This window comes from Arcicella sp. (assembly GCF_964672035.1).
Window position 1 is genome coordinate 23,853 of the sequence record NZ_CBABQS010000039.1, and the last position, 17,682, is coordinate 41,534.

The 17,682-nt window shown below is 36.2% G+C and carries 17 protein-coding genes; 4 read left to right on the plus strand and 13 right to left on the minus strand.

The genetic code is table 11. The features are described from left to right. Positions 1–189: 189 nt before the first annotated feature. Both AC1W31_RS11945 and AC1W31_RS11950 read left to right on the plus strand, forming a co-directional pair. A complete protein-coding gene (locus tag AC1W31_RS11945; protein WP_481734677.1) occupies positions 190–1,395 on the plus strand; it encodes a hypothetical protein in 1,206 nt (401 codons plus the stop codon). A 53-nt stretch (positions 1,396–1,448) separates the two neighbouring features. Next, entirely contained in the window at positions 1,449–2,453 is a 1,005-nt protein-coding gene (locus AC1W31_RS11950; RefSeq protein ID WP_481734678.1) for a helix-turn-helix domain-containing protein, read from the plus strand. Positions 2,454–2,512: 59 nt separating this feature from the next. Here the strand turns inward: AC1W31_RS11950 and pcaB are convergent, their stop codons facing one another. The 8 genes from pcaB to AC1W31_RS11990 form a co-directional block, all read right to left on the minus strand. Beyond that, complete coding sequence (gene pcaB, locus AC1W31_RS11955; RefSeq protein ID WP_481734679.1) at positions 2,513–3,796, minus strand: 3-carboxy-cis,cis-muconate cycloisomerase; 1,284 nt, start codon at positions 3,794–3,796, stop codon at positions 2,513–2,515. A 76-nt stretch (positions 3,797–3,872) separates the two neighbouring features. Beyond that, positions 3,873–5,081 (minus strand): 3-oxoadipyl-CoA thiolase, encoded by a 1,209-nt coding sequence (pcaF, locus tag AC1W31_RS11960; protein WP_481734680.1) that lies wholly within the window; start codon positions 5,079–5,081, stop codon positions 3,873–3,875. Further along, positions 5,078–6,424, minus strand: a complete 1,347-nt coding sequence (locus AC1W31_RS11965; RefSeq protein WP_481734681.1) for a 3-oxoacid CoA-transferase — start codon at positions 6,422–6,424, stop codon at positions 5,078–5,080. Before AC1W31_RS11965 ends, pcaF begins: the two co-directional genes overlap by 4 nt. Then, positions 6,421–6,975: a protocatechuate 3,4-dioxygenase subunit alpha gene (gene pcaG / locus AC1W31_RS11970; protein ID WP_481734682.1), complete on the minus strand. Its 555-nt coding sequence runs from the start codon at positions 6,973–6,975 to the stop codon at positions 6,421–6,423. Before pcaG ends, AC1W31_RS11965 begins: the two co-directional genes overlap by 4 nt. Next, positions 6,975–7,649, minus strand: a complete 675-nt coding sequence (gene pcaH, locus AC1W31_RS11975) for a protocatechuate 3,4-dioxygenase subunit beta (RefSeq protein WP_481734683.1) — start codon at positions 7,647–7,649, stop codon at positions 6,975–6,977. The genes pcaG and pcaH overlap by 1 nt, the downstream gene beginning before the upstream one ends. Positions 7,650–7,654: 5 nt before the next feature. Beyond that, entirely contained in the window at positions 7,655–8,035 is a 381-nt protein-coding gene (pcaC, locus tag AC1W31_RS11980) for a 4-carboxymuconolactone decarboxylase (protein ID WP_481734684.1), read from the minus strand. Beyond that, positions 8,032–8,856 (minus strand): 3-oxoadipate enol-lactonase, encoded by an 825-nt coding sequence (gene pcaD / locus AC1W31_RS11985; RefSeq protein WP_481734685.1) that lies wholly within the window; start codon positions 8,854–8,856, stop codon positions 8,032–8,034. Before pcaD ends, pcaC begins: the two co-directional genes overlap by 4 nt. Positions 8,857–8,862: 6 nt before the next feature. Continuing rightward, positions 8,863–10,038: a 4-hydroxybenzoate 3-monooxygenase gene (locus AC1W31_RS11990; protein ID WP_481734686.1), complete on the minus strand. Its 1,176-nt coding sequence runs from the start codon at positions 10,036–10,038 to the stop codon at positions 8,863–8,865. Positions 10,039–10,147: 109 nt separating this feature from the next. On the opposite strand from AC1W31_RS11990, the gene AC1W31_RS11995 reads away from it, so the two are divergent. Beyond that, positions 10,148–11,011, plus strand: coding sequence for a helix-turn-helix domain-containing protein (locus tag AC1W31_RS11995; protein ID WP_481734687.1), 864 nt, complete (start codon positions 10,148–10,150; stop codon positions 11,009–11,011). Between the two features lie 53 nt (positions 11,012–11,064). Here AC1W31_RS11995 and AC1W31_RS12000 read toward each other — a convergent pair whose 3' ends face one another. From AC1W31_RS12000 to AC1W31_RS12020, 5 genes are all read right to left on the minus strand, one after another. Further along, the gene (locus AC1W31_RS12000) at positions 11,065–12,171 is read right to left on the minus strand and encodes a 5-methyltetrahydropteroyltriglutamate--homocysteine S-methyltransferase (protein ID WP_481734688.1); all 1,107 of its coding nucleotides are present in this window, start codon (positions 12,169–12,171) and stop codon (positions 11,065–11,067) included. Positions 12,172–12,203: 32 nt separating this feature from the next. Then, positions 12,204–13,217: a zinc-dependent alcohol dehydrogenase gene (locus tag AC1W31_RS12005; protein ID WP_481734689.1), complete on the minus strand. Its 1,014-nt coding sequence runs from the start codon at positions 13,215–13,217 to the stop codon at positions 12,204–12,206. A gap of 5 nt (positions 13,218–13,222) precedes the next feature. Beyond that, positions 13,223–14,539, minus strand: coding sequence for an MFS transporter (locus AC1W31_RS12010; protein WP_481734691.1), 1,317 nt, complete (start codon positions 14,537–14,539; stop codon positions 13,223–13,225). 8 nt (positions 14,540–14,547) lie between these two features. Then, positions 14,548–14,886 (minus strand): helix-turn-helix domain-containing protein, encoded by a 339-nt coding sequence (locus AC1W31_RS12015; protein WP_481734694.1) that lies wholly within the window; start codon positions 14,884–14,886, stop codon positions 14,548–14,550. Positions 14,887–15,264: 378 nt separating this feature from the next. Continuing rightward, positions 15,265–16,185, minus strand: a complete 921-nt coding sequence (locus tag AC1W31_RS12020; RefSeq protein ID WP_481734692.1) for an AEC family transporter — start codon at positions 16,183–16,185, stop codon at positions 15,265–15,267. Positions 16,186–16,580: 395 nt separating this feature from the next. On the opposite strand from AC1W31_RS12020, the gene AC1W31_RS12025 reads away from it, so the two are divergent. Then, entirely contained in the window at positions 16,581–17,234 is a 654-nt protein-coding gene (locus tag AC1W31_RS12025) for a Crp/Fnr family transcriptional regulator (protein WP_481734693.1), read from the plus strand. The last annotated feature ends 448 nt before the right edge of the window (positions 17,235–17,682 follow it).

Consider the following 17,682-nt stretch of genomic DNA (forward strand, 5'->3'; position numbering starts at 1 on the left):
ACTATAATTTGATTGGTTGGGGTTGTGTAAAAAGTCGGAAGTTTATGGGCGAACATCGCTGGGTTAAAAGTTTTATTTGGCGTGAAATACTTTAAACTTTTTACTTTTTACACAACCGCTAAAAACTTTTTTTCTTAAATATCTGACAAATTAGCGTTCTCAAAACAATAGTATCAATAACAAAACAATATGAAAATATTAATCTTAACCATCTTTGTCTCTATGATTGGGCTCAATATTGTTTTTGCACAGTTTGCCGACCCTGCTGTGACGGGAGCATCGTTTTCATCCAGTCAAATTACCAAAGGGCAGACCGCTATATTAACGGTTAGTTTTTCTAATACTGGCTCAACAATGATTCCTATAAACTCGATTGAATTGACCATTAGTACCGCCTTTAGCTATTACACCACTAATGCAAGTACAGCTCCCACCGGTTCGGGAGCTGTATTATTTGATTGGAAACATATTGGAACTATCGGTTCAGCGGATGTCTGGCGAGGGACTAATAAAGTGGTCATCGGAGCATTTGTGGGAGGAAATATTTTATTTACGGTAAATGGAAACGCCGTTTCACCGGACTTTGAAACGACGAATATTAATGTTCAAACTGTAAGTAGTTTTAATAGTTTTTTGGATTCGCCGGCTAATAATAATCTGCAACCGAAGTTGAAAATCAATCAGAATTGTCCACTCACGCCTGTTCTATTAGCCAGTATAAAAACAAATATTTGTCCCCTCACCACGGTTGATTTAACGACGCTACAACCCGTTGCTGTGGCAGGACAAATTTTTGAATGGCACACTGTTTCAAGTAATCCCGCTGTTTCAACTTTAGTAAGTTCTCCTACACAAGTTATGGCAGGTACTTATTACCTGTATGTTTATGCTATCTGCTACAGCCCAGCTTCGCAACCTGTAACTGTTACGATAAATTCTTGCACGAATCCAGTCAATTTAGTACTTAATAAAACAGCCCCAATTATTGCTAATGTAGGCGTAGAATATAATTATACGTTGAGTATCGGTAATACGGGAACCGCAAGTACTACGGGGCTAACATCGGTTTCTGATACGTTATCAAAAGGTCTTATTTTTCAATCGGTTGGAAATACGACATCGGCTGGTTGGACTTGTCAACCAAGTACAATTACCGTAAATAATTTGAATAGGACTTTGGTAACTTGCCAAAGTAATAAGGTGATAAATCCCAATAGCTTTCAAGATATCACTTTTGCCGTAGTTGCTACCGAGGTAGGGAACTATTCCAATCGAGCTTTTATTGGTGGAAGTATTAATGGAGGGAAAATTCCCTCAAATATTGTATTTACGGATGTAATTTGTAAGACAATTTGTGTTCCATTTTCAATTGTGAAGTTGAAGTCTAAAAATTAATTGTTAGAAAATATTAACCATTATTCTAACACATCAAAACCAGGTTATAAATTATGAAAAATACACAACCGCCAGACGATGTATTCAAAAAAATTACCATTCAATCTTCAGATTTACAAAAAAAAAGTCTTTCTAATAAAAAGCTTCAAATTCCAGGTTCGGTCACTGAAGGTTTTAAAGGAGAAATCGATGGAATTTATTCGGGATTTTATTCCCAACAAGTTGGTTTATGGGATGGGGAACTGAATACAAAATCGGGGGTAATCTTGACTTATCCCGCAGATATATTATCAACGCATTTTTATCTTCTCGATTTTAAATCTACTAATTGTCTAAATTTAAGAGTAAATATTGACCTACCAATAAATGAGATACTACTCAACGGTCAGTCCAGCGTAGGATTGGGGTCGTTGCTGTGGGCATCAAACGTTGGATTAGAAGTGATGATTCCTCCAAATACGGAGGTAAATTTCCAATTACTTGTTATTCCTAAAATACAGTTTTTAGAACAATTAATAAGAACAACTGTATCAGTATCGGATAAACTTACGATTTTTGGAAACTCAAATGTACCACTTTTTTTCTTTTCAAAAGAAGCACTTCCATTTGCAAATTCGCTGACTTTGAAAAAAAAATATAATGATTACAAACAGATAAGAGAGGATATTATCGATACTTTGGTCAATTATTTATCGTTAAATATTGAGCTTTCAAATGGAAAATGTTCTCTAAGGGATTTTCAAAATATGTTAACCATCGAACGGTATATTTCTCAATTGCCCGTAGAATTAAAACCAAATCTGACCCAAATAGCCCAACTCTTTAACTATTCCCCTCAAACAATTTCTAACTTGTTTCGACAACTGTTTGAAAAATCAATCGTGGAATATCATTGTGCTGTTCACATGAAATATGCTTGTTGGCTATTGGAAACGCAACAACTTAGCGTATCTGAAGTGAGTGATCAATTAGCGTTTAAAAATAGAAAAACTTTTAGTTATATGTTCAAAAGTCATTACTTGGTAAATCCTAAAACTTATAAAGTAAAAACAGCTTGATAGGTAGTATTTCCGAATAAAAAAGGATACAACCTATTGTTCCAAATATTTAAACTGTTTTAAAACCAATTATTAAATAAGCTTTCAAGCACCGCATCAGGTAAATATTGCTCAATAATTGGTTGACTCTTCAAATACTCTTTCAAATGAATCCCTTGTTTTACTGCTTCTTGACAACTTTTTTCAACAAAAAGATGCGCTTCGTTTTTCCCAATAAATTGTGATAAGGCGAGTGAAACTGACTCCGCATAAATCAATCCATTGGTTGCTTCTAAGTTTTTTAGCATGTTTAACGCATTGATTTCCAGACCATTGGTTAAATTTATTGCTTGATTTAACGTTCCGCCCGTTAATTGAATAATTTGATTGAAAGTTTCCCATTCGGCATGCCATTGCCCAGTGGCTCGCTCGTGGTCTTGGGTCATGGAGGAAAGCATCGTTGATACTAAATTAGGAATTCTTTGGGCATTGGCAAGAATGGCGATACTCGAAACTGGATTCCGTTTGTGTGGCATTGTTGATGAACCGCCCTTACCATCGCCCGAAGGCTCAAAAACTTCGGCTATTTCGGTTTGCATCATCAAAGAAACATCTTTGGCTATTTTGGAAATTGTCCCCGTTAAAATACCCAATACCGTGGCAATTTCAACGATTCTATCTCTTTGAGTATGCCATGAAATCGGTGAATTTTTAAGCGTTAGAATTGTTGCTAAAGTTTCGGAAATTACTTCCCCATTCGCTCCAAAAGCCGATTTATTCCCTACCGCACCGCCTAATTGTACGACAAAATTATCCTGTAAAATTCTTTCGATTCTTTCTTTTGTACGGCTTAATCCGTCTAACCAAGTATCCACTTTAAATCCAAAAGTTACGGGTCTTGCTTGTTGCATAAACGACCTGCCAATCATGGGAGTTTGTTGGTGGTTTTCGGCTAAAATTTGTAGCTGTTGAATGACCTTTTCTAAATCATTTCCGATGATAATGACTGCCTTTTTTGCTTGTAACATCGTGGCGGTATCAATCACATCTTGGCTTGTTGCGCCAAAATGAACGTAACCAGCCGCTTCTACATTTTGCTTTTTTACGGCATTGGTCAATTGCTTCACTAATGGAATACAAGCGTTTCCGCCCAGTCCAACTTGTGAGATAAGTAGCTGAATATCAATATTTTCTATTTCACAATTTTCGGAAATTATATCTGCACAAGCCTGTGGAATCATGCCATGCTTTGCTTGAGCCTGTGCTAAAGCTGATTCAAATTGTAGCATATAGCCAATCGTTGCTTCGTTCGTAAACAAGGCATCAACTTGTGGTGAATAGAAGAAATTCTGATACAAATTCATTTTAGTTATGAGTGATGAGTTATGAGTGATGAATACGTTTTCATTTATAATCCATCACTCATAATTCATAATTCTTTTACATTTTTTCAATAATAACCGCATAGCCCATTCCCACGCCAATACACATGGTGGCAAGCGCATATCGCTTATTTTGTTTTTGAAGTTCTAAGGCCGCTGAATACGTTATTCTCATTCCCGACATTCCGAGTGGATGCCCCAAGGCAATTGCCCCGCCGTTGGGGTTAATTCTTGGGTCGTTATCGGCTAAACCCAAAGCACGAGTACACGCTAAACTTTGGGCGGCAAAGGCTTCATTGAGTTCAATAATATCAATATCTTCAAGTATTAATCCTGCTTTTTCTAAGACTTTTTGGGTGGCAGAAACAGGGCCAATGCCCATAATTCGAGGTTCTACGCCTGTCACAGCCGAGGCTACAATTCTTGCCAAGGGTTTTAGATTAAACTGTTTAACACCATTTTCAGAAGCAATCAAAACGGCGGCTGCACCATCATTTAAGCCCGAGGCATTTCCGGCCGTTACCGTTCCATTTTCCTTTTTGAAAGCGGCTCTTAATTTTCCTAAACCTTCCAATGAAGTGATAGGTTTTACAAATTCATCTTTATCAAAAATAATAGACTCACCTTTTTTCTGTGGGATAGAAACGGGTAAAATTTCTTCTGATAATCTGCCTCGAATTTGTGCAGCAGTCGCTTTTTGTTGCGACCAAAGGGCAAAAGCATCTTGGTCTTCTCGGCTGATTTGGTACATTTCTGCCAAATTTTCAGCCGTTACGCCCATTGCATCTACGCCATAAAGTGCTTTAAGTTGTGGATTAATAAACCGCCAACCAAAACTGCTGTCGAAAATTTCCACATCATTGCCAAAGGGTTTTGAAGACTTTGACATTACCCAAGGGCCACGAGTCATGTTTTCAACACCTCCCGAAATAAAAATATCACCATCGCCTGCTTGAATCGCTCGATGGGCGTGAATAATTGCCGACATTCCCGAAGCACAAAGGCGATTTACCGTTTCCCCAGGGACAGAATAGGGCAATCCAGCCAATAAAAGCGACATTCTGGCGACATTACGATTATCCTCTCCCGCTTGATTCGCACAGCCAAAAATTACTTCGTCATAAGCATCTAAGGGAATATTGGCGTTTCTTTGGGCTAACTCCTTAATTACCAAAGCCCCTAAATCGTCGGTTCTGATAGAAGATAGACTTCCGCCAAAATTGCCGATTGGGGTTCGGATTCCGTCAATTATATAGGTATTTTTCATGTTATTTTTTCTATAAAACTTGCACTCGTTTTGGCTCTAACGTCTTCAATTGTTGCGTTGGGCATGAGTTCAATGAGGGTCAATTTCCCTTCTAAGAAAGCAAAAACGGCTAAATCGGTGATTACTAATTTTACTACATTTTTGGCAGTTAAAGGTAATACGCACGATGGAACAATTTTGGCGGAACCATCAGGATTTGTGTGGGTCATGGTGATGATTAATCGTTTTGCCCCTTTTGCCAAATCCATCGCTCCACCTACGCCCAAAAGTGGCTTATTAGGAACTGCCCAGTTTGCCAAATTTGCGGCTTCATCAACTTCCAATCCACCCATGATGGCCGTATCAATATGTCCACCACGAATCATACCGAAGGAATCGGCACTATCAAAATAGCTACTTCCTTGTAAGGCCGTAACGGGAATTTTTCCTGCATTTACGGGATATTCCATCGCTCCTCCCCCATCGGATGGAACGGGTCCAACGCCCAACATTCCGTTTTCAGTATGCAAAATTATTCCGTGTTCTTCGGTAATTAAGTCAGCAACCAACGTTGGAATTCCTATGCCTAAATTCACTACATCCCCTTTTTTTAATTCTTGCAAAGCCCTTTTTGCCATATTCATACGGCTTTCATCGACCTTTTTGGAAGAAGAAACGGAGGCTGAACTGCCCAAATCTTCGAGGGTAATTTTGGCTTCGACTAAATAATCTATAAAACAACCTTGGGTATGAATATTTTCGGGTAATATTGTCCCCAAAGGCACAATTTCTTCCACTTCGGCAATAACCAAATCGGCGGCGGTTGCCATGGCTTTATTAAAATTATTTTCCGTCATTCGGTACTGCAGATTGCCTGCGGTATCGGCTCGCCAAGCCCGAATAAAAGCTACATTTCCACGAATTCCTTTGATAAAAACTTGCTCAATACCATCAATTATTTTGGTTTCTCGCCCCGCTGCTATGAGTGTTCCTGCGGAAGTTGGCGTATAAAAACCACCGATTCCTGCCCCACCTGCTCGCAAGGCTTCTGCGAGCGAACCCTGTGGCAAAAGTTCATACTCAACTTGCCCAGATTGTGCTGCTTTCACTGCATCTGGATTGGAAGTAAAAAATGAACCAATCATCTTTTTGAGTTGTCCATTTCTAAGTAAACGACCACCCCCAAGCCCCGCTTCACCCGTATTATTTCCGATAAAAGTAAGATTGCCTGTGCCTATTTCAGCCAATGCGTGCATGAGATGAACAGGGTTTCCTGTCATGCCAAAACCGCCTTGCAATAGCGTATCGCCTTCTTTCACCATCAAAGCGGCGGTCTGTAAATCTATAATTGGTACTGTTTTCATATTTTAAAAAAGACGGTTTCGTTATCCCCTTGCATGCTAATATTGAACTCGTATAAAATTAGATTATTTTTCTGTAATTTATTCGCTATCAACGAATTACGTCTATCTTCTGGAATTGAATTTAATAATAAATCTTGTTGATTATTTTCATCCGAAAAATAAAGCCTTGTATGTAAATGATGCAATGAACCTCGCATCATAATTATTATCCCAATAAAAGGAGCTTGACCGTTGATGGCTTTGGGTTTTATCGTGGTAATAGTAAAACTACTATCTACACTCGTGCCTGTTCCTACACGAGCAATTTTTGACTTAATTTCTTGATTATCAGTCTCAAAATATTGTATTAATTCAATAATTGCATCGGGAATTACGTTTCCTTGTCCATCGAAAAGATGACCTGTAATCAGAATTCTTTCACCCTCATCAGTTTCATCAACCAAAGAATCCGTGATAATGCTATTATAATTATATCCGTATTGTTCTGCGGTTAAACTGTATGCAAAAAATGGTCCTACGGTTTGTGATGGCGTTTGGCTAAATATTTCCATTATTCAAAATTCGTTTTTAATTTTCCATTCAATACGATATTAAACTCGTAGGCTAAAGCAAATTCTGGGTCGGTTTTGTCGATACTGAATTTTGAAACCATCAAATGTCGGGCGTGTTTCGGAACTGACTGATAAATGGGGTCATATTCAAACAATGGGTCGCCTGGAAAATACATTTGCGTAATTAAACGGTGTTCAATTTGATGTCCCATCACCGAAAAATGAATATGGTTTGGTCGCCACGCATTGAAGTGATTTCCCCAAGGATATGCTCCTGGTTTAATCGTATAAAATTGGTAAAATCCTTGATTATCGGTCAAAAATCGACCTGCACCCAAGAAATTCGGGTCGAGTGGAGCATCGTGAATTTCGGCTTTATGTATGTATCTTCCCGCTGAATTCGCTTGCCAAATTTCGATTAAAGCGTTCGGAATACCTCGTCCGTTTTCATCCATGAGTTTTCCAAAAACTTTAATTCTTTCACCGATTGGTTCACCGTTTACTTGGGCATTTTTAGTTAAATCATTATCAAATTTTTGAATATGAGATTCGCCAAAAACGGGTAAGGTCAAATCTTTTAGATGTTTTTGCACAATCATTAATGGTTGCGTTGGACTCCTAAAAATGGTTGATTTATATTCAGGATATAAAAATGGGGCTTGGGTTGATTCCATTATTGTTAAATTTTATTTTCCAAATCAGCATAAATTTTCTTCGCAATTTTCATGGCTCCGTTTGTTCTGGGAACGCCGGCATACACACCCGTGTGCATCAAAACTTCCTTTACATCTTGCTCAGTTGCCCCTGTATTTTGGGTTGCTCGTATGTGCATGGCGAGTTCTTCTTCCAAACCAAGCGCCGTCAAAATGGCGATGGTAATTAATGACCGTTCTCGTTTGGTAAGATGTGGTCGTGACCAGATTGCTCCCCAAGCTGAATTGGTAATGTATTCTTGGAAATCTTTGTCGAAATCCGTTTTGTTTGCTTCGGCTTTGTCCACGTGAGTATCTCCTAAGACTTCTCGGCGGGTTTTCATGCCTTGTTCGTATAATTCGTTCATTTTACAAATGCTAAAATATGATTTGCCATTAATTCTGGTTGTTCCACGCACGGAATATGACCCACGCCTGCAATTAAAATGTAAGTTGAATCGGGAATTAAATCTGCCATTGCTTTTACAAGTTCAGGTGGCGTTGAGCCATCTTCTGTTCCAGCAAAACATAAAGTTGGTACCTTGATTTTACTAATTTTATTCGTTAAGTCATTGACTTTCAAGGCTTCACATGCTTGGATGTATCCTTCAAGGTTAATGTTTGAAACCATCATTTTATATCCCAATAATTCATTGATTCGATTATTTCTGAAATTTTCTGAAAACCAGACTTTCATAATATTATCAGCAATCGAAGCAATTCCGTCTTTTTTAACCGTTTCAATTCGTGTGTTCCAACCTTCTTCAGAACCTACTTTTGGAGCAGTATTACTTAAAATGAGTTGTTCTACTCTTTCTGGATGATGAATGGCTAAATATTGAGCGATAATTCCCCCAATCGAAAGCCCAACAATTACAGCTTTTTGAATAGTTAAAAAATCCATCAGACCCAATACATCATTTGAATGATTTACGATTGACGATTTTGGATTTTCGATATTCGATTGATGACTCGTCAATCGTAAATCATTAAATCGTAAATCTGAAGACAGTCCATGTCCAGCTTTATCAAACCTTAAAATATTGCCATGATGCTTCAAAATATCCACAACTCCGTCCCAAATCCTAAAATCTGTTCCGAGTGAATTGATAAAAATAAAAGTTCTATCATCGTGATTGTCAAGATATTGATAGTGAATATTCTTTCCGTTGATATTGGTAAAAGTCATTTTATCTTAGGCAAAAGTATCAAAAGGCAAGCCTACATAATTCTCCGCAATTGTTTTTTGGTATGCCTCAGAAATAGTTAAATAATCAAACTTAGATTTTTGTAATTGATTTTCAAAAGTACCTTCTTCCGATTGCTTGTGACATAAATAAGTCATAAAATTCGAAAAATCTTGTACTCGCCAAACTCTCGATAAACACTTTGTCGTGTAATTTTTCAATAACTCTTCGTTATCATTTTCGTAAAAATCAATAATCCCATTTGCTAAATTATTGATGTCGGCAATCGCTAAATTTAAGCCTTTTGCACCCGTTGGAGGCACAATATGAGCAGAATCACCCGCTAAAAACATTCTTCCAAATTGCATATTATCAATCATAAAACTACGCATTGGGGTAATTCCTTTTTCAAAAATATTCCCTCGATTTAAGGCAAAACCTAAACGATTTTCTAATTCGTTCCAAATTTGTTCATCCGACCAATTTTCAATTTTATCGTCATTATTCACTTGTAAATATAGACGACAAACTTTTTCGGAACGCATACTGGCTAAGGCGAAACCTTCGGAATGGTAGGCGTAAATGAGTTCTTCGTAATTTGGTTTAGCATACGCCAAAATGCCAAGCCAACTAAATGGATATTCTATTTTATATTCATGGTAAGAATCTTTGGGAAAAGTTTTCCGAGAAAGTCCGTGAAAACCATCGCATCCACCCACGAAATCACACTCGAGCGAATGCGTTTCGTTATTTTTTGTAAAAGTTATGAGTGGTTTTTTAGTTTCTAAATTGGAAATTTGGGTGGCATCCGCTTCAAAGAATATTTCAATATTTCGTTCGTAACAAGCTGAAATTAAATCTTTTACCACTTCTTGCTGTCCGTAAATAGTTACTTCCTTTTGTGTAAGTTTGGCAAAATCTATGCGCTGACTTTTTCCATTATGATTGATAAAACAACCGTGATGCACCAAACCTTCCGCATGCAATCTTTCAGAAACACCCAAATCATCAAATAGTGCGACAGTATTATATTCTAAAAGCCCTGCCCTTACCCGTGATTCAACGTATTCTCGACTTCTATTTTCGATAATAATTGAAGAAATACCTGCTTTTTGTAATAATAAAGCAAGGGTTAAGCCTGCTGGACCCGCTCCAATAATTCCGACTTGTGTTCTGTGATTCATAAAATTTATATTCCTAAAATTTGACACCACAAAAGTATTTGAAATTACTCAATGGAATTTGGATATATTTATCTTATTTTTGGACAAAACATACATTAAGAAAAATACAATGCTGAATTACAATGGACTTTATGGCGATAATGCAAGGGTAATTTTGCCCGATTTTATTCATTGTGAATCTATTGAAACACGGAGTCAAAAACATGATTGGAAGATAAAACAGCACATTCATACTTCATTATTTCAAATATTTTGTATTGAAAAAGGCTACGGAAAGCTATTGATTGAGCATAAAGAATTTGAATTTAAGGATGCTTGTTTGATGGTGATTCCCGAAAATACCCTTCATGGTTTTGAATATGAGGAGAAAATTCAAGGCACAGTTTTAACGATTTCGGTTTCATTCTTAGCGCAATTGTTTAAGTTAAATCCCAAAATAAACATTGAATTGGGTAAATTAAGAATCCTAAATGCTGATGAGAATACAACTGAATTTCAATTTATCATTGGCTTAATTGAAAAAATTAGAGAGGAAATATTTAGTTATTTGCCAGAGCGTGAAATTATGCTACAATCTTTATTTACGACATTTTTAACCAGTATTTTTAGGATTACACAAGCCCAAAATGAAGAAAGAATTATTCAGAATCAGCGGAGTTTGAGTATTTATAAACAATTTATAGAAAGCATAAAAAGTGCTAAAAATCCGCAAAAAATGATTGCGGATTATGCTAACGAATTGAAAATTACGCCGATTCATTTGAATAGAATTTGCCAAAATATTTCGCAACAAACGGCTACACAAGTAGTCAATGATTTTTTTGTAGGTGAAGCTCAGAAACTATTACGCCATACATCTTTATCTATTTCGGAAGTTGCCTATCAATTAAATTTTGAAGATGCGGCTTATTTTTCAAGACTTTTTAAAAAACACGTAGGAGTTTCGCCCAAGGAATTTAGAGAAAGTAGTTAATTTATTTCTTTGGATGAAATATACATCATTTTCATCCAAAGAAATAAAAAAATCTACGATTCGCCCCAAACTTTAATGGCCGTATTTACTACTAATTCCATCTTTCTCCATTGGTCGTCGTGGGTCAAATCGTTACCGTGATGGGTTGATGAAAATCCACATTGCGGGCTTACACACATTTGTTCCAAAGGCATATATTTGGCAGCTTCGTCAATGCGTTTAGCCATGTCGTCCACTTTTTCTAATTCCTTTAATTTGGAAGAAATAATTCCCAAAACAACCATTTTATCTTTCGGAACAAACCGTAGTGGAGCAAAATCTCCCGAACGCTCATCGTCATATTCCAAAAAATAGGCATCCACATTAATTGAATTGAATAAAATTTCAGCTACAGGTTCATAACCCCCTTCGGCAAACCAAGTGCTGCGGTAATTTCCTCGACAAAGGTGAATTCCAACGGTTAAGTCTGAGGGACGATTATCAATTACTGAATTTATCAAGGCGGCGTAAGTTCTTGGCAATTCATTAGGGTCTTCTCCCCGTTCCAAAGCCGCTGCTCTCATTTTTGGGTCGCAAAGATAAGCCAAATTCGTATCGTCTAATTGCAAATATCGAAGTCCAGCTTTGTATAAATGGTCAATTTCTTGTTTGTAAGCATTTGCCAAATCGTGGAAAAATTGGTCCATATCGGGATACGAATTTATATCAATCGATTTACGCCCACCCCTAAAATGCACCATTGTAGGAGACGGGATTGACACTTTTGGCGTTTGGGTTGTTACTGATTTAAGAAACTCAAAATCAGCTACTTGAATATCTTTTACGTGTTGTAATTTTCCCGTAACGCTCAATTTTGGTGGAGTAAATCCGTCTTCGGCAGCTTTTGCGTTTGGATTGGCATCAATCCCACCCGTAACGGTTACGCCCGCTAATTCTTTCAAAAAGTCGAGGTGAAAATAATCTCTACGGAACTCGCCATCCGTGATAGATTTCATGCCCGTTGATGCTAATTTTTTGACGGTTTCAGTGATGCCAATATTTTCAATTTCACGCAATTCTTCGGCTGAAATTAATCCATTTTTCCAACGTAAACGGTTTTCTTTTACTGCTGATGTTCTTAATAAACTGCCAACGTGGTCGGCTCTGAAGGGTGGTTTCATGTTTTTGGATTGTTTTAAGTTATCAAATTTGATTAAACTTTAATAATAATTTTTGAATCGTCCCCTATTGCAGCAATTTCAAGGGCATTTTGCAAATCATCCAAAGGCATTTCACGAGAAATAATAAAACTTGGATTGATAATTTTCGATTGCATTAATTGTAACACTCGTTTAAAATCAAAAGGATGGTCATAAATAATTGAGGGTACAATCGTGATTCCTTCCCGAGCAATTTTTAAGGGTCTAAATGTAGCTAATTTTTCAGAAAGACCGACCAAAACAATTTCAGAACCTCTTGGAGCTGAAGCAGTTACTAATGATGCTGTGTAAGCTGAACCTGCACATTCAAAGACCGCAACAACATCATTTTCTTCACAAATTTTGGATAATTCATGAATTTGAGCTTCCTCATTTCCTTCAAGTATTATTGAAATTGCTCCTAAATCAGTTGCCATTTTTACTTTTGGGGCATTAATTTCGGTTACAAAAACTTTATATCCCAACGCAATGGCAATGTGAGTTAATAAAAGTCCAATTGCTCCCAAACCAATCACAGCAATCGTATCTCCAGGTTTTGCTTTTGATGAAAAAAGGGCGTGATAAGCAACCACCATCGGTTCAATTGTCACCGCATTTTCATCCGAAATCTCCTCTGGAACATTCCATGCAAAATCGGCAGGTATTGAAATATATTCGGCAAAGCAACCTGCTTCATTTACGCCCAAAACCCTCTTGTTGGAACAAATAGTGCCACGACCACTCAAACAATACCGGCATTTTCTACAAGGAATATTGGGTTCAATGACTACTCTTTCACCAATTTCTCGACCAATCACTCCTTCGCCAATTTTATCAATATAGCCAAGTCCTTCGTGTCCAATTATGGTTGGTTTGTCTAAGAGTCGATGCCCTAAATAAAGATGTACATCAGAACCGCAAACGCCAATTTTCTTTAATTTTATTCTCACTTCTCCCTGTTTAGGTTTAGGGATTTCTACCTCTCGTATCGAAATCTCAGTAGGTTTATCCAAAAATGCTGCTTTCATTTTAGCTATTTTAAATTTTTAGATTTCAAGCTCCACACGCATAGCCCCGTGACTAAAAGTGGAATTGAAAAAAGGCTAAACAAGGTTGGAATATTCATACCCGAATCAGAAAGTAAACCAAATATAGTTGGCCCTAAAATTGCTCCGAAACGCCCAATTCCAACGGCAGTACCAACACCCGTAGTACGTATTTCGGTGGGATAAACGCTGGAAAGTATTGGATAAATCCCATTAAAACCGCCTTGAACAAAGATGCCAATTAGGCAAATCATTACGAATATTATGGCGGTTGAAAGCATTAAATTTCCGTATAACAACATCACGCAAAAAGCCATTATCATAAACGATAAAACGGTCTTTTTTAAGCCTAATTTTGCCGAAATAAATCCAACGGAAACGGTGCCTATGATTGCGCCAAGGTTGAGAGCAATGCCCACATACGTTGCCATTTCAAACGGTAAACCAGCATCTTTGGCAATGGTTGGTACCCAACTTAAAAGGGTATAAAGTGTTAGAAAACCGAAGAAAACGGCAATCCATAATTTAAAGGTCGAACTTCTGTATTCATCTGAAAATAAGGATTTTAAGGGCATTATGTTTTCAGTTTTATTAGCTTTTGGTAAAAAATAAATGTGATCAAAATTCATTTTGCTAAGCAAAGTATTAATTTTGGGCAACGCATTTTTAGGTTGTTTTTTGCTTAGAAACTCAACCGAATCTGTCATATAGACCAATACCAAAATTAACATCAAAACTGAAATACAACCTGCAAAAAGAAAGGCAAATCGCCAGCCAAATTGTGGGATGGCGTAGGCACAAAAAAAGCCCGTAAAAATAGCACCGACAGGCCACCCCGCTTGCACTAAACCTACATTAAAATCCCTATTTTTTTGATTGGAAAATTCGGAGGCAGTGGCTGCCATGGTTGGTAAAATTCCGCCAATTCCTAAGCCTGTGATAAATCGAAAAATTAGTAATTGTTCATAAGTGGAAGAAACCGAAACTAATAACATACCGCTTGAAATTAAAATTACCGACAAAATAAAAACCTTTCTTCGACCAATTTTATCGCCCAAAGGGGCAATTAACAAACATCCAAGCGTCATTCCAGCTAATCCCGTACTAAAAATATATCCCATTTGCCCCTTTGAAAGCCCCCATTCTTTGATGATATCCGAACCTGAAAAAGATACAATGAGCACATCAATACCGTCATTCATGTTCAGTATAAAACAAATGGCGACAATCATAATTTGGAATGAACTCATCGGATTATGATCAATGAGGCTTTTAAAACGGTTTTGTAATAATTCGTATGTCATTTTCGAAATTAATAGTTAAGGGCATCAATATTTTTAGTATGTTCCAAATTGAGATTATCTACCCTATATTTTGCCGGAGAAATGTGGGCTTGATTTTTGAAAAATCGGCAAAAGTAACTCATATCTTTCAAGTCTAACTGATGGGCAATTTCAGAGATAGTCAATTCTGAACGGACTAAAAGTGCCATCGCCTCATTGGTCAAATATTTATTGATTACTTGTTTGGTTGATTCGCCAGTAATCGTCTGATATACCCGATTCAAATGCGTTTTACTTATTCCTAAATCTCTGGTAAAATCATCAATACTGCGGTTGGTATGAATTATAGTCTTAATATTTAAATAAATTCTTTACAACACACCAATTTACGGGTGGAAACTACGAAATCCTTTTCATAATCAGTTTTTATTCTAATTATTTTTATCATTAACAAGAATAAAAGTGTCTCTAAAAACTGGGATGTTTTGGTTTCATTTAAAGAAAATTCTTATAATTTACTGTGAAAATGAGGTTTTATTTCCCAGTTGTGCTTTCTGCAACTGGAATCTATGGAAACTAAATTAAGAAAATCTGGCAAAACCGTTGAAGCTTCTTTGCCGTATAATCCAAAATTTTTGAGTTGAGGACACATGTTTTAGTTACAAATGATGGTTATATGTTTTACTATCAATTTTGGAAAATTCGTTACTAAAATAAATTGCGTTGAATTTATGTTTTATTTTTTTTCAAAACCCCAATAACAATACGAACCCCCACATTAAAACAAAACTGACAATCAATGAAATGTTTAACATTGTACCTGCAATTCTGGAATCATAGCCTAATTCATCGGAAAAGGGCAAAATGGTTAATCCAATCGGAAAAAGAACACACATCATTAATACTTTTTTCATTAACGAGTAATCGTTGCTTACGAAAAAAAATATGGCTAAAACGACTGTTATCCCAACGGCCACTCTGATTCCTATTACTTTTGAAATGGCAATTAGTAGCTTTTTATCTAAATCAAAACTTAAATAAATTCCCATTAACAACAATACTAAAGGTTTGTTTCCGAGGGCTAAGACTTCTAAAAAATCAAAAAATAATTTTGGTAAAGGAATGTTTGTAATATTTATAATCAGTCCTAAAAGTATTCCCAAAACGGGAGGTAAAGTCAAAACCTTTTTCAAAATTGGTTTTATGCCTGTCTGTGATTTTTTAGTCGTGGAGAAATAACTTCCGATAGAATAAATTGCTCCAAAAACAATAATTGTATTTCCAATATCAAACATAACAGCATATACCATTGCCTGTTTTCCGAATAATCCTTCAATAATAGGAAATCCAAATAAACCACTATTAAACCCTCCTACGCCCATTGTCAAGACTCCCCGCAGTGCTTTTTCGTAATTTGAAAACCATATCCAAGCAATCAGAAGCATTGACAAACCCACAAACATGGCAAAAACTGGAATCAACAGTAATGAAGTATCTAATTTGACTTTTGCCGTTGAAATAATCATTAACGCTGGAAACGTGGTGTGCATTAAAAATCTGGAAATGGTTTTTCCATCTTTTTCGCTAATAAAATTGTATTTTTTTAGCAAAAATCCTAAAAGAATTAGGGCAATCGTAATGACAAAAACGTTGTTTGTTTGGTTCATATAAAAAGCTTAAAATAGTTTGGCGGAACTAAGTTAAGCATTGATTGATAGAAAATTAGAATTACGAATTTTTGATTTATAATTATGAATGCTAACGAGATAGGTAGAAATAAGTAAATAATTTTCTCCGTTATTTTGATTTGAAAATATTTTGAGAAATTGAAAAAGTGCTTAAGCATTTATGGCAACGGGAATCGTATTGTTCTCAGTAGTTTTATTATATATCAAAGGTATCGTATTCTACCAAAACAATTTGACTAACTTCATAAATACAGATTCATGAATTATTGAAAAGTTGATTTGTACTATTTTTCAATTGATTTGTTTGACTCTAATAAATGTATTTTCAATTATTTAATGCAATTTGATGTTTCAATTAAAAAAGACATTCAAAGATGAAATTAGATATTCAGTCGCTGCACGGAAAATTCGGAAATATGTTCGAGGTTGCACTATTAGAAGAATTAGTGGAATTTGGTAATTATGTGGAAGTAGATGAGGGATTTACACTCATGAAACCTGGGGGTTATATACGAACCGTACCCATTTTACTCAGTGGTTCAGTCAAAATATTAAGAGCTGATTCGGAAGGAAGAGAGGCTTTATTGTATTATTTGGGCGGTATGGACTCTTGTGCCATGTCGTTGAGTTGTTGCCTTGACCGCCGTCAGAGTGAAATCACAGCAATAGCTGACGAAAAGACAAAATTAATCGCTGTACCAGTGGAAAAAATTGATGAATGGATCAAAAAATATGCTACTTGGAGACAATATGTGTTTATGACTTATCAAAAAAGATTCGAGGATTTGTTGGGTGTTGTTGACCAAATTGCCTTTCAAAAATTAGACGAAAGGCTTTTGGGATTATTAAACCGGAAATCTAAACAATGTGGTTGTAGTGTTTTTAACATTACACACGAAGAATTAGGTCAAGAACTTGCTACTTCAAGAGAAGTTATATCTCGCTTATTGAAACAATTAGAACGAATAGGGCGAGTAAAATTGTCACGTAATAAAATTGAGTTAATTCATACTGGCTTAACCCCCTAATTTTAGGACAGATTTTTCAGCTTGTTAGTTTTATTTTTTTCATATCTATCTCTCTGTTTAAGAGGAATTTATATGGACTTTTGTACTTGACTCCCTAGTAAATTCTTTTGAAATTATAGAATTCTTTATATTGATTCATGGTAAGAATAGCATCGTTTAAATCCTCAAATTCGTAACGTTTGCAAACCACACTTTCCATGATACGATTCAATATGACTCGGTGTCCCCGAGCATTCTGCTCAGGTGTAGCTGGTTTTGTGAACTCTTGTATGATATTTTTATCTTAGAAATACTGTTGAACTTAGTAACGTGTAAATAATAAGTTGGTCTAATTAATTTTCATAATATTGTATCTTCGTATTCAATACTGATTTTTAGTTATATGGAAATTACCCTCGAAGAACGCAATTATTTTAATCAATTAGATGAACGCCAACAACGCTTATAT